The 11,974-nt window shown below is 71.9% G+C and carries 14 protein-coding genes and 1 pseudogene; 6 read left to right on the forward strand and 9 right to left on the reverse strand.

The window, feature by feature from the left end; translation table 11 throughout:
- Positions 1-167 precede the first annotated feature (167 nt).
- The 3 genes from ABT171_RS13495 to ABT171_RS13505 all read left to right on the forward strand — a co-directional run bounded on the left by ABT171_RS13495 (position 168) and on the right by ABT171_RS13505 (position 3,133).
- A complete protein-coding gene (locus ABT171_RS13495) occupies positions 168-1,745 on the forward strand; it encodes an ABC transporter substrate-binding protein (RefSeq protein WP_351243064.1) in 1,578 nt (525 codons plus the stop codon).
- A gap of 106 nt (positions 1,746-1,851) precedes the next feature.
- Positions 1,852-2,535: a uracil-DNA glycosylase gene (locus ABT171_RS13500; RefSeq protein WP_351243066.1), complete on the forward strand. Its 684-nt coding sequence runs from the start codon at positions 1,852-1,854 to the stop codon at positions 2,533-2,535.
- Positions 2,536-2,668: 133 nt separating this feature from the next.
- Positions 2,669-3,133: a hypothetical protein gene (locus ABT171_RS13505; RefSeq protein WP_351243068.1), complete on the forward strand. Its 465-nt coding sequence runs from the start codon at positions 2,669-2,671 to the stop codon at positions 3,131-3,133.
- 54 nt (positions 3,134-3,187) lie between these two features.
- Here ABT171_RS13505 and ABT171_RS13510 read toward each other — a convergent pair whose 3' ends face one another.
- From ABT171_RS13510 to ABT171_RS13520, 3 genes are all read right to left on the reverse strand, one after another.
- Complete coding sequence (locus ABT171_RS13510; protein ID WP_351243070.1) at positions 3,188-3,661, reverse strand: hypothetical protein; 474 nt, start codon at positions 3,659-3,661, stop codon at positions 3,188-3,190.
- 115 nt (positions 3,662-3,776) lie between these two features.
- Positions 3,777-4,289 carry a DinB family protein gene (locus tag ABT171_RS13515; protein WP_351243072.1) on the reverse strand — a complete coding sequence of 171 codons (513 nt, stop codon included), beginning with the start codon at positions 4,287-4,289 and terminating at the stop codon, positions 3,777-3,779.
- A gap of 41 nt (positions 4,290-4,330) precedes the next feature.
- Entirely contained in the window at positions 4,331-4,921 is a 591-nt protein-coding gene (locus tag ABT171_RS13520; protein ID WP_351243074.1) for a TetR/AcrR family transcriptional regulator, read from the reverse strand.
- A gap of 81 nt (positions 4,922-5,002) precedes the next feature.
- On the opposite strand from ABT171_RS13520, the gene ABT171_RS13525 reads away from it, so the two are divergent.
- Positions 5,003-6,172: an FAD-dependent monooxygenase gene (locus ABT171_RS13525; protein ID WP_351243076.1), complete on the forward strand. Its 1,170-nt coding sequence runs from the start codon at positions 5,003-5,005 to the stop codon at positions 6,170-6,172.
- A gap of 10 nt (positions 6,173-6,182) precedes the next feature.
- Positions 6,183-7,094, forward strand: coding sequence for a Gfo/Idh/MocA family protein (locus ABT171_RS13530; RefSeq protein WP_351243078.1), 912 nt, complete (start codon positions 6,183-6,185; stop codon positions 7,092-7,094).
- On the opposite strand, the gene lnt is transcribed toward ABT171_RS13530, so the two are convergent.
- The 5 genes from lnt to ABT171_RS13555 all read right to left on the reverse strand — a co-directional run bounded on the left by lnt (position 7,012) and on the right by ABT171_RS13555 (position 10,934).
- Positions 7,012-8,586: an apolipoprotein N-acyltransferase gene (gene lnt / locus ABT171_RS13535; protein WP_351243079.1), complete on the reverse strand. Its 1,575-nt coding sequence runs from the start codon at positions 8,584-8,586 to the stop codon at positions 7,012-7,014. The two genes, ABT171_RS13530 and lnt, sit on opposite strands and share 83 nt — an antisense overlap.
- 320 nt (positions 8,587-8,906) lie before the next feature.
- Positions 8,907-9,371, reverse strand: a complete 465-nt coding sequence (locus ABT171_RS13540) for a nuclear transport factor 2 family protein (RefSeq protein ID WP_351243081.1) — start codon at positions 9,369-9,371, stop codon at positions 8,907-8,909.
- Positions 9,372-9,479: 108 nt separating this feature from the next.
- Positions 9,480-9,725 carry a hypothetical protein gene (locus ABT171_RS13545; RefSeq protein WP_351243083.1) on the reverse strand — a complete coding sequence of 82 codons (246 nt, stop codon included), beginning with the start codon at positions 9,723-9,725 and terminating at the stop codon, positions 9,480-9,482.
- A 69-nt stretch (positions 9,726-9,794) separates the two neighbouring features.
- A complete protein-coding gene (locus ABT171_RS13550) occupies positions 9,795-9,974 on the reverse strand; it encodes a hypothetical protein (protein WP_351243085.1) in 180 nt (59 codons plus the stop codon).
- 84 nt (positions 9,975-10,058) lie between these two features.
- Entirely contained in the window at positions 10,059-10,934 is an 876-nt protein-coding gene (locus ABT171_RS13555) for an undecaprenyl-diphosphate phosphatase (RefSeq protein ID WP_351243087.1), read from the reverse strand.
- Positions 10,935-10,985: 51 nt separating this feature from the next.
- Between ABT171_RS13555 and ABT171_RS13560 the strand changes: the two are divergent.
- A pseudogene (locus tag ABT171_RS13560) lies at positions 10,986-11,419 on the forward strand (Gfo/Idh/MocA family protein); the annotation flags it as partial.
- A gap of 33 nt (positions 11,420-11,452) precedes the next feature.
- On the opposite strand, the gene ABT171_RS13565 reads toward ABT171_RS13560, so the two are convergent.
- On the reverse strand, positions 11,453-11,923 hold the full coding sequence (locus tag ABT171_RS13565) for a winged helix-turn-helix transcriptional regulator (protein ID WP_351243089.1): 471 nt from the start codon (positions 11,921-11,923) through the stop codon (positions 11,453-11,455).
- Positions 11,924-11,974 lie beyond the last annotated feature (51 nt).

The raw sequence follows: 11,974 nt of genomic DNA on the forward strand, positions 1-11,974 counted from the left end.
TTTCGGACAGATCGGCGCCCGGGAGGGCCCAGGGAGTCCGCACAGCGGACTGACAACGTCGTCATGACGAAGTCGATCAAGAAGCCCCGTTTCAGGGGCGGTTCAGAGGACCGAACGCTGCGGTATGGTCTGCCGACCCTTGGTATGGCAGATCGAGGAGCGTGCGCGTGTTCAACCGGAACCGATTCCTGCGGAGAGTCGCGGCGATCGCGTCCATATCCCTGGTGGCCGGCTGCAGCCTGCTGTCCGGCGGTGACGGCGGCGGCAAGGGGCCGATCGTCGTGGGCACCACCAGCGCCCCCAGCACGCTGGACCCCGCCGGTGCCTATGACGGCTCCTGGGAGCTGTACCGGAACATCTTCCAGACACTGCTCGCCTACCCCAACGGTGCCACGACCCCCCAGCCCGACGCCGCCCAGCGCTGCTCCTTCACGGACTCCTCCAGCCGCACCTACAGCTGCACGCTGCGCGCGGGCATGAAGTTCGCCGACGGCGACCCGCTGAACGCCCGGGCCGTCAAGTACTCCATCGACCGCATCCGCACCATCGCCGCTCCCAGCGGCCCCTCCGGACTGCTCGGCAGCCTGGACCGGGTGGAGGCGCTCGGCGACCGCGAGATCGTCTTCCACCTCAACCAGCCCGACGCCACCTTCCCCTTCGTGCTGGCCACCCCCGCCATGTCGATCGTCGACCCGGACGACTACCCGGCGCGCTCCCTGCGCAAGGACGACAAGGTGTACGGCTCCGGACCGTACGAGCTCCAGTCGTACGAGGACGACCAGCAGGCCGTCCTGGTCCGCAACGGCAACTACCAGGGCTTCGCCAAGCGGCAGAACGACGCGGTGACCATCCGCTACTTCCAGGACTCGGCCGGCATGGTCAAGGCGCTGCGCGACAAGCAGATCGACGTGACCTACCGCGGTCTCGCCGCCGACGACATCCTCGCCCTCCAGCAGCACGCCGACACCGACCTCCAGCTGGTCGACGGCGCCGGCACCGACATCAGCTACCTGGTGTTCAACCCCAGGGACCCCTGGGCCAAGGAGCCCGCCGTACGCAAGGCCGTCGCCCAGATCGTCGACCGGGGCGCCATCGCGCACAAGGTCTACAAGGACACGGTCGACCCGCTGTACTCGATGGTCCCCAAGGGCCTGACCGGACACGCCACCGGCTTCTTCGACGACTACGGCGACCCGAGCGTCCCCAAGGCCCGCAAGATCCTCTCCGACGCGGGCATCCACCAGCGCGTCCCGCTCACCCTCTGGTACACCACCGACCGCTACGGCTCCGAGACGGCACTGATGTTCCAGGAGCTGAAGCGGCAGCTGGAGGCTTCCGGGCTGTTCACCATCACGCTCAAGAGCCGCCCCTGGAAGACCTACGTGGTCGGCTACCAGAAGGGCGACTACCCCGTGTTCGGCCGCGGCTGGTTCCCGGACTTCCCCGACGCGGACGACTTCATCGCCCCGTTCGTCGGCGAGCACAACGCGCTCGGTACGCCCTACCCGTCCAAGGAGATCACCGGCCGGTTGCTGCCCCACTCGCGTGCGGAGAGCGACCGTGCCCAGACGGTCAAGGACATGGAGCAGGCCCAGCAGCTCCTGGTGAACGACGCCCGGCTGATCCCGCTGTGGCAGGGGAGGCAGTTCGTCGCCGCGAGCGACGACATCTCCGGTGGCGAGCAGGCCCTCGACCCGTCGACGATCATGATGATGTGGACACTGCACCGCAAGACCAGCTGGTGAGCACGGGGCACGGCCCTCGCGGCACCGATTGTCGGTGGTCGCCTGTAGGTTCTGAGAACGGAAGTGACCGCACGCCGTAATTGATCGACATCGTGAGGACGTTGACGTGACCGATATCGCCATGCTGCCCGAGTCCTGGCGCGGGGTTCTGGGCGACGAGCTGCAGCAGCCCTACTTCAAGGAGCTGACCGAGTTCGTCGAGGAGGAGCGGGCGAAGGGCCCCGTGTATCCGCCGCGCGAGGAGGTCTTCGCCGCGCTGGACGCGACGCCGTACGAGCAGGTCAAGGTCCTCGTCCTCGGTCAGGACCCTTATCACGGCGAGGGCCAGGGCCACGGCCTGTGCTTCTCGGTCCGCCCCGGGGTGAAGACCCCGCCCTCGCTCCGCAACATCTACAAGGAGATGCAGGAGGAGCTGGGCCTGCCGGTCCCGGACAACGGCTATCTGATGCCGTGGGCCCGACAGGGCGTCCTGCTGCTCAACGCGGTCCTCACGGTCCGGGGCGGGGAGGCGAACTCGCACAAGGGCAAGGGCTGGGAGAAGTTCACCGACGCCGTCATCCGCGCGGTGGCCTCCCGCCCCGACCCGGCGGTCTTCGTCCTGTGGGGGAACTACGCGCAGAAGAAGCTGCCGCTGATCGACGAGACCCGGCATGTGGTGGTCAAGGGCGCGCACCCCTCACCGCTGTCCGCGAAGAAGTTCTTCGGCTCCCGCCCGTTCACCCAGATCAACGAGGCGATCGCCGCGCAGGGGCATGAGCCGATCGACTGGCGCATCCCGAACCTGGCGTGAGGCCCGGGCGCGACCAGCCGTACGGGCCCGCAGGCCACCGGCGACCCCCGGCGCAACGGCGCCGCCTGACCCGCAAAACCCGCGGAGCCGGTTAGCGTCGGAGCCGACAACCGACGACGGCCCGGAGGACGCGGTGACGGAGCGGCAGGAGCAGGCGGCACTGGATCCCATGCTGACGCGGATCGGGCAGGTCGTGATGCTCCACCACGGCGGCGACCGCGAGGAGGCCCGCAGCCGTTTCCTGGACCTGTGGGCGGAGATCGGCGAGTCCGGCGAGCCGCTGCACCGCTGCACCCTCGCCCACTACCTCGCGGACACCCAGGACGACCCCGAGGACGAACTCGCCTGGGATCTCAGGGCGTTGTCGGCGGCGGAGGAACTGGACTCCGGCACCGGCGGCGGCCCGGCGAGCGTCCGGGGTTTCTTTCCCTCCCTGCACCTCAATCTGGCCGCCGACTACGTCAAGCTGGGTCGCGCGGAGGCCGCCCGCAGCCATCTGTGCCGCGCCCGTGAGGCTGCGGACACGCTGGCCGACGACGGCTACGGCGAGGGGGTGCGGGCCGCGATCGACCGCCTGGGGCTGCGGCTGGGCTACTAGGGCCGGCCCCGGCCGTACCCCCGCGCCCCTTGAGCGGTCCTGCCCGACCGGCTGTCAGTGGCCGTACGTCTGGTCGCAGATCAGCGACTCCGGGCTGTCGGCGCGCCAGCCGCCGTACCTCCTGCCGAGGGCGCACACGTCCGGGGTCTCGGGGACGGAGGTCGGCAGGTTGGGGCCGGCCCTGTGCGAGCGCCGGTGATGCTCGGGGCGGGGGCGCCGGTGCGGGGGAGGAGGAGAGACGACCGCGGGCCGGTGCGGCGCGGGGGGTCCCTCGGCCCGGTGCTGCGGCGTCGCCGGTCCCGGGCGCTTGGGATGGTGGGACGGGCCGGTCATCTCCAGTGCCTCCCGGGCCGGTGCCTGCACCACACGGGGCTCCGCGCTGCCGGCCGGCCGGGGCGCCGTCGGCAGCGAGAGCGCCGTGTCGCGGGGCGGCGCGGGTGTCGCCGGGCCCTGTACCGTCACACAGCCGGAGAGGGCCGAGACGGCCACGGTGGCCAGGAGCACTGCGGTGGTCGTCGTTCGATGCACCCGCGCAACTCTGCTGGTTCGGCCCCCGGCTTGGCAGCAGGGAGCCGATGCCGATGCCCCCGCACGGGTGATCTCGTGCCCCCTGCGGGGGATTCCGGTGTACCGAAGGTGACGTTCAGTCGCCGGTGGCGCCGTCGATCCGCTCACGGACCAGATCGGCGTGGCCGTTGTGCCGGGCGTACTCCTCGATCATGTGCGTGTAGATCCAGCGCAGGCTGAACGGGTCCTCGGTGAACCTGCTCTTTCCCTTGGACAGGTCGTCGAGCCCGAAACCGGCCGCGTTCCGCCGGGCGATGTCGATCTCCGCCTGCCATGTCGTGTACGCCTCCTGCCAGGTGTCGGTCTCGGTGAGATGGAACTCGCCGTCCCGGTCTTCGTCGCTGTAGTAGATCGGGCCGGGGTCGTCGCCCACCAGCACCTTGCGGAACCAGCCCCGTTCCACCTCCGCCATGTGCCGCACCAGCCCCATGAGGGACAGCCCGGAGGGCGGCACGGACGCCGTCCGCAACTGTTCGTCGCTCAGTCCCTCGCACTTCCAGGCCAGGGTCCGGCGGTGGTAGTCCAGCCAGCCCTCCAGCATCTCGCGTTCACCGGCGTTCAGGGCGGGCTCTCGGCGTTCGGTCGTCATGCCCGCATCTTCACGCAAGATCATCCGGCTTCACCAGGCATTTACCGGCCCAGCAGCCCCCCGAGCAGTTCCCGCAGGCCGCTGCGGATCTCCTCCAGGCCCGGCACCTGTGCGCTGAACGAACCCGCCACGCACGAGAACATCAGTCCGTCCGCCCAGGCGACCAGGGACAGCACGTGCCGGGACGGGTCGGGCGAGCCCGCGGCGGTGAGCAGCCCGGCCAGCTGTTCCTTGAAGACGGCACCGGTCCGGTCGTAGAAGGCACGCAGTTCGGGGCGGCGGGTGGCCTCCAGGGCGAGTTCGTAGCGGGCGATCAGCAGCTCGCGCCCCTGGGTCAGGGAACGGTGCACGGCGAGGGCCAGTCCGTCGGCCAGCGCGTCGACCCCGCCGCTCGGATCCGGCAGCTCCGCCACGTCCAGCACCCGGGCCTCCCGCTCGGCGTGCCGGCGTACCGCCAGTTCCAGCAGCGCCTGCCGGGTGCGCGCCACATTCGAGGTCGAGCCCGGCGGCAGCCCCGCCGTCTCGTCCACCGCCCGGTGTGTCAGCCCGCGCATCCCGCGTTCGGCGAGCAGGGCGAGGGCGGCGTCGGCGACGAGATCGGCACGGGAGGCGCTGGTGGAGCGTACGGACATGAGGCGACCCTATCGGTTCCACTACGGCTGTAGTAGAGTCGAGATCACTACAGGTGTAGTGCACGGGGAGCGGGAGGAAACATGGCTCAGTCGGGGCGCGCGATCGTCATCGGTGGCGGCATCGGAGGTCTGGCCGCGGCGGCGGCCCTGCACCACAGGGGCTGGGACGTGACCGTGCTGGAGCGGGCCGGATCCCTGGAACCGGTCGGCGCGGCCATCTCGCTCGCCCCCAACGCCCTGCGCGCCCTGGACGTGCTCGGCATCGGCGAGGAGATCCGCGACCTCGCCGCCTGGCAGGGGGACGGCGGCCTGCGCACCCCGGGCGGGCGCTGGCTGTCCCGCTCCAGCGCCGAGGCGGCCGCCGCCCGCTTCGGCGGGCCCCTCGTACTGCTGCCCCGCGCCACCCTGGTCGAGCGTCTCGCCGCCCTGCTCCCGCCCGGTGCCGTGCGCACCGGGGCCGTCGCGGCCCTCGCCGACCCCGGCGACGGCCGACGCCCCGCCCGGGTCACCACGGGCCACGACGAGTCCGAGGCCGAGCTGGTGGTCGGCGCGGACGGCATCAACTCCCGGGTGCGCGGCGCCCTGTTCCCGGCGCATCCCGGTCCGGTGTACGCCGGGTTCACCACCTGGCGGGTGCTGATCCCCGTGCCCGGCGTCGCGTTCGCCTCGCACGAGACCTGGGGCCGGGGCCGCATCTGGGGCACCCACCCGGTCAAGGACGGCCGGGTCTACGCCTACGCGGCGGCCAGGACCCCGGCCGGCGGGCGGGCCCCGGACGACGAGAAGGCCGAACTGCTGCGCCGGTTCGGCGACTGGCACGAGCCCGTCCCCGCCGTCCTCGCCGCGGCCCGCCCCGAGGACGTGCTCCGGCGCGACGTCCACCACCTCGCCACGCCCCTGCCCGCCCACCACCTGGGCCGGGTCGCCCTGCTGGGCGACGCCGCCCACGCCATGCCGCCGACCCTCGGCCAGGGCGGCAACCAGGCCATCGAGGACGCCGTGGTGCTCGCCCACCACTCCGGTGACCTGGCCGCCTACACCGCCGCACGCCTCCCGCGCACCACCGCCATCGCCCGCCAGGCCGTCAAGGTCGCCCGCCTGAACATGGCCGGCAACCCCGTCGCCGTCGCGGTACGCGACACCGTGATCGCGGCCCTGTCGAAGGCCGGTCCCGGGCTGTTCCTGCGCGGCTTCGACGGCATCGCCGACTGGCGGCCCCCGTATGCTGCCGGGGAGGCAACCAAGCGGTAGGGGAGCGCACGTGAAGGTCGGCTGCATCGGACTCGGGGACATCGCGCAGAAGGCGTATCTGCCGGTGCTGGGCACCCAGCCGGGGATCGAACTGCATCTGCAGACGCGGACGCCCGCCACCCTCGACCGGGTCGCGGACACCCTGCACCTGCCGGCCGGCCGGCGGCACACCACGCTCGACTCCCTGCTCGCCGCCGGCCTCGACGCGGCCTTCGTGCACGCGCCCACCGCCGTCCACCCCGAGATCGTCACCCGGCTGCTCCAGGCCGGCGTACCGACGTACGTGGACAAGCCGCTCGCCTACGAACTCGCCGACTCCGAGCGGCTGGTGGGCCTCGCCGAGGAGCGCGGGGCCTCCCTGTTCGTCGGCTTCAACCGCCGGTACGCGCCCGGGTACGCCCAGTGCCTGGAGCACCCGCGCGAGCTGATCCTGTTGCAGAAGAACCGGATCGGGCTGCCCGAGGAACCGCGCTCGATGATCCTGGACGACTTCATCCACGTCGTCGACACCCTGCGGTTCCTGGCGCCCGGCCCGGTGGACGACGTTACCGTGCACGCCCGCGTCCGGGACGGGCTGCTGCACCACGTGGTGCTGCAGCTGGGCGGCGACGGCTTCACCGCGCTCGGCGTGATGAACCGGCTCAGCGGTTCCACGGAGGAGGTGCTGGAGGTCTCCGGGCAGGACACCAAACGGCAGGTGCTCAACCTGGCCGAGGTGATCGACCACAAGGGCCAGCCGACCGTACGCCGCCGCGGTGACTGGGTGCCGGTGGCCCGGCAGCGCGGCATCGAACAGGCGGTCCTCGCCTTCCTCGACGCCGTGCGCGCCGGCAAGCTGCTCAGCGCCCGGGACGCGCTGGCGACCCATGAGCTGTGCGAGCGGGTGGTACGAGCGGTTCAGGACCGCTTCGTCGCATCCTGAACGCCCGCACGCCCTCCGAGGCGCCCAGCGCGGCCAGCACCAGCAGCGCGCCGTGCACCGTCCAGTCGCCGTAGCGGACGTACGGCGTGACGCCGTGCGCGAGCGGTACGTCGTACACGTGCGCGGCGCTCGCGTCCGTGCCGAGCCACGGCCCGAGCCGCTGCCCGCCCGGCCCGTACACCGCCGAGACACCGGTGAGGGTCGCGTGCACCATCGGGCGGCCGGTCTCGGCGGCTCGCAGCGCGGCCAGCGAGGCATGCTGCTCCGGCGCCCAGCTGCCCTGGAAGGTGGAGGTGGCGGACTGGCCGAGCAGGACGTCCGCGCCGTCCTGTGCCAGGCGCCGGCTCATGTCGGGGAACGCGGTCTCGAAGCAGATCAGCGGGCCGATCCGCAGCCCGTGCCCGACGTTCATGACGACCTGCCCGGTGCCGCGCCTGCGGTCCTCGCCGGCCGCCCTGCCGACCGAGGTGGCCCAGCCGAGGAGCGAGCGGGCGGGTATGTACTCGCCGAAGGGCACGAGCCGCATCTTGTCGTACCGTTCGCCGGTCGGGCCCTCCGGGCCGACCAGCACCGAACTCTTGTAGATGCCAGGCTGGTCGGAGCGGCGTGCGTCCACGTTCACCAGCACGTCGGCGCCGGTGCGACGGGACAGCGCGGCGATCCGCCGGGCCAGGTCGGGACGGTGGTCCAGGTCGAAGCCGACGCTGGACTCGCCCCACACGACCAGGTCGACGCCCTGCCCGGCGAGCTGCCGGGTCAGCTGTTCCTCCCGGGCGAAACGCTTGTCGCCACTGTCCTGACCGGCCACGATCCCCGGCTGTACGACGGCGATCCGGACCTGGCCGTCGGTCTGCGGGCGCGGCGCCCACGCCCACGCGGCCGAGGCCGCGGCGGCCGTGGCGACCAGCGAGGCCACGGCCGGGACCCGGGACGCCCGCACCGACACCAGCACGGCCGCCGCGACGTTCACGGCCACGATCAGGAAGCTGAGCAGCCACACCCCGCCGACCGAGGCCAGCCGCAGCGCGGGCGACACCTGCCACTGGCTGGCGCCCAGCATGCCCCACGGCCCGCCGAGCCCCTGCCAGGACCGCACCAGCTCCGCCATCAGCCAGGCGGACGGCAGCACCAGCAGCGCGGCGGCGCCCCGGCCCGGCGCGGGCCGCCCGCCGAGGAAGCGGCGCACCAGCAGGCCCCAGGGCGCCCAGAGCACGCCGAGCAGGGCGGCGATCAGGAAGATGAACACGTGCAGGTTCGGCAGCAGCCAGTGGTGCACGGCCACCAGGTAGCCGAAGCCGCCGCTCCAGCCGTCGTACGCCGCCCGCCGGGCGGTCGGGGCCGAGCGGGCCAGCAGGATCCAGGGGACCAGGGCGACGTACGCGAACCACCACAGGGACGGCGCGGGGAAGGCGAGCACGGGCAGGGCACCCGCGAGGGCGGCGGCGCAGGAGCGACGCCAGGGGGAGGTCAGCCAGCGGTCGATCGTCCTCATGTGGACCCTCCGTACCCAGCGCTGGCTCCAGTGTGCGTGATCGGAGCGATCTCCTCCAGGGATGCGGTTCCAGCCATTCGACGCCAACTCGGCCCGGCCGCGAAAGCCGCGTGCGTCAGCTCCACGCCCAAGAGAGGCAGCATCTCCTGACCCGCGGATCCCCCCGCCGACCCCGCCCCGAAGAGCCCCCGTGAACCGCCTGCCGAGCGCCGATGTCCCGGCAGGTGCGCGACATCCCGATCTCGGCGCCGCGTGGCACGACGGCCCCCGGCGGGTCTCACTGACCACCGTCCTCGCCACCGAGCCTTCCGCAACACCCTTCAGGGGGTCGCAGGCAGTCGGCGCCATTTTTCGTGGACGATCACCTCGCGCATGCGCCACCCCTCCGACGTGCGCAGCAGTGCGAAGGCGTAGCGGCCGCCGCAGACCAGGTCGGGGGCGGTGGGGCCGGCGTCCCCCGTGAACCGCATCGGGTTGAGGTAGTCGGCCCGCACCGCGGCGGTGTCACCCGTGTCGTGGTCCAGGACACCGAACCGCACCTGGCGGTTGACGATCAGATGCTGGCGCATGGCGAACAGCGCGAGGCTCTCGGCGAGCCATCCGGCGACCTGCCCCGCGTCGCCCTCGACGCCGCCGGCCGAACGGTAGTCGGCCCGCCCGTCCGCCGTGAACAGCCCTCGGTACGCCGTCCAGTCGCCGTCGTCCACCGCCACCGCGTACGCGGTGATCAGCTCGTCGACGGCCAGCCGGTCCATCACGGTCGCGAGCTCCGCGCGCTGTGTCATCGGCACAGTGTTGGGCATCACGGGCGCGGAGCCAAGAGGCGTGCCGGGACATTCGGCCGGGCCGGGATATTCCGTGGCGCTGGACGCGCCCCGGACCCCGGCCGCCGGCTACTCGGCGGGCAACGGTACGGCCGCGTCACGTGCCGACGCGGACATGTGATCGCCCAAGGCGACGGCCCGTATCTCTTCGCCCGCGGCTTTGAGGGCGGAAACGAACTCGGTGTACACCTCGCGCCGTATTTCCAGCGCGTGCCTGGCTTCCTCCCGTCGCCACCGGTTGCGATCGGCGATCAGGGTTGCGGCGATACCGATGGCGGCACCGGTCAGTGTGGAAAGCAGGGGCATCCAGTCCACGGACCGCAGCCTGTCCGACACAGCGCGCCCACACCAGCGGCTTTCGCCGCGCATGCGGGCACCCCCGCGTCAGGCCGCCTCGATGATCTCGCCGCGGATCGCCTCGGCCCACTCGACCACCAACTGCTCGTACTCCGCGCGTTCCTGGGCCGACAGGGTGCCGCCCGCACGCAGCCACAGCGCCCGGATCTGCTCGTTGACCTCGGCGGCAGAGCGCACGGAACCAGAGGGCAGGTAATCGGGGAACATGCGGACAGCCTAGGGCCAGGCACTGACAGTGCGCTACCGTCCGGCTACAGGGAAGGTATGGGGTTGGTCACCGGCACCCGCCGCTCAGCCCGCCGGCTCCGCCGCGTGCGGGCTCAGAGCGTCCGCCGAGACCAGGGCGATGATGACGAGGCCGAGGGCCACGCGGTACCAGACGAACGGCATGAAGCTCCTGTGGGAGATCCACTTCATGAACCATGCGATCACCGCGTATCCCGAGGCGAACGCGATGGCCGTCGCGAACAGGGTCGGGCCCCAGGCCACATTCCCCTCGCCCACCGAGTCCTTCACCTCGAACGCACCCGACGCGAGCACCGCCGGGACGGCGAGCAGGAAGGAGTAGCGGGCCGCGGCCTCCCGTTTGTAGCCCAGGAACAGGCCGCCGCTGATGGTCGCGCCGGAGCGGGAGACGCCGGGGACGAGCGCGCAGGCCTGGCACAGGCCGTAGACCAGGCCGTCCTTGACGCCCAGGTTCTCCAGTGTCCTGCGCTGCTTGGGTGCGCGGTGCCGGCCACCGGTCTCGTCGCGGGCCGCCAGACGGTCGGCGACGCCGATGACCAGGCCGACGACGATGAGCATGGTCGCCGTGACCCGCAGATCGCGGAAGGGGCCCTCGATCTGGTCCTTCAGTGTCAGGCCCAGCACCCCGATCGGGATGGAGCCGACGATCACCAGCCACCCCGTCCGCGCGTCGTGGTGCTGCCGTACGGCCCTGTCGAAGAGCGAGCGGAACCAGGCCGAGACGATCCGGCCGATGTCCTTGCGGAAGTAGATCAGCACCGCGGTCTCCGTGCCGATCTGGGTGATCGCCGTGAAGGCCGCCCCTGGGTCCTCCCAGCCCGAGAACGCCGCGGTCAGCCGCAGATGGGCGCTGGAGGAGACGGGCAGGAACTCGGTCAGCCCCTGGACGAGTCCGAGGACGAGGGATTCAAGCCAAGACATGTGCGAACCAAGACATGGGGGTACGGCGTCCAAGTGCTGAGAGGTAAAAGGATGACCAAGTTACGAGGTCAGCGTAGCGGGTCGGCCCGTGTGCCCCCCCGCCGTACCGGAGGAGTGCTGAACCCGCCCTCATCACACCCTCGTTCGGCAACTCCCCGCACCGGCCGGCGGATCCGGGCCGCCGCCATCGGTACCGGTGCCATCGGGCGCGGGTCCCGTCTGCCCGCCCTGGCCCGACTGGCGCGGGAGGGCGTGGACGGCGGGCCGTACGCGGGGATCGTCTTCCGGCGCCGGGGTTCGGCTCCGGAGTCCGGCATGTGCGCCGGCTGCTCGCCGAAGGCGCCCTCGGGCGACCTCTGGTGGCGCACTGTCAGACCACCTGGTACCGGGACGCCGCCTACTGTGCCGTGCCCTGGCGGGGCCGCCGGCACACCGAGGGCGGCGGCCCGGCCATGGGCCACGGCATCCACCAGACGGACCTGCTGCGAGCGACGGCCGGTAGCGGCCTTGCCGGCGCGCTACGCCGCCGCGGGGCCGCTGAGCGTCCAGCCCGGCGCCTGCGGACGGGCCGTGAGGTCCTTGTGGCGTACCTCGTCGCCGCAGGCCCGGCAGGTGACGACCGGGACGAGTTCGTTGCCGCAGGCGTGCTCGACGGCCATGGGCAGATCGATGCCCTTGCGGAGATGGCGGTCGCCCCATTCCTTGAGCGTCATCAGGACCGGCTCCAGCTCCAGTCCCGCCTGCGTGGCCCGGTACTCGAAGCGCTGCGGGCGCTCGCTGTAGGCGCGCTTGGTGAGGATCCCGGCGTCCACGAGCCGGCGCAGCCGGGCGGCCAGGATGTCGCGCGGGGCGCCGATGTTGCGCACGAGTTGGTCGAAGCGGCCGTTGCCCAGGCACACCTCGCGCAGGACGAGCAGGGAGTACTTCTCGCCGACCACTGCGAGGGCGTCGGCGATGGAGCAGGGGCGCGGATCTCTCGTGGCGGCCATGAAGGCCAGTCTAAATGAGGGTTTGATTTTCCAACCTACCCGGCTATCGTG

Source organism: Streptomyces sp. NPDC001851 (assembly GCF_040297165.1).
Lineage (GTDB): Bacteria > Actinomycetota > Actinomycetes > Streptomycetales > Streptomycetaceae > Streptomyces.

Coding starts and splice junctions, on each gene's coding strand:
- ABT171_RS13515 (WP_351243072.1), bottom strand. CDS start 4,289: ATGACGACCGAACGCCGAGAGCCCGCCCTGAACGCCGGTGAACGCGAG.
- ABT171_RS13520 (WP_351243074.1), bottom strand. CDS start 4,921: ATGTCCGTACGCTCCACCAGCGCCTCCCGTGCCGATCTCGTCGCCGAC.
- ABT171_RS13525 (WP_351243076.1), top strand. CDS start 5,003: ATGGCTCAGTCGGGGCGCGCGATCGTCATCGGTGGCGGCATCGGAGGT.
- lnt (WP_351243079.1), bottom strand. CDS start 8,586: ATGAGGACGATCGACCGCTGGCTGACCTCCCCCTGGCGTCGCTCCTGC.
- ABT171_RS13540 (WP_351243081.1), bottom strand. CDS start 9,371: ATGACACAGCGCGCGGAGCTCGCGACCGTGATGGACCGGCTGGCCGTC.
- ABT171_RS13550 (WP_351243085.1), bottom strand. CDS start 9,974: ATGTTCCCCGATTACCTGCCCTCTGGTTCCGTGCGCTCTGCCGCCGAG.
- ABT171_RS13555 (WP_351243087.1), bottom strand. CDS start 10,934: ATGTCTTGGCTTGAATCCCTCGTCCTCGGACTCGTCCAGGGGCTGACC.
- ABT171_RS13565 (WP_351243089.1), bottom strand. CDS start 11,923: ATGGCCGCCACGAGAGATCCGCGCCCCTGCTCCATCGCCGACGCCCTC.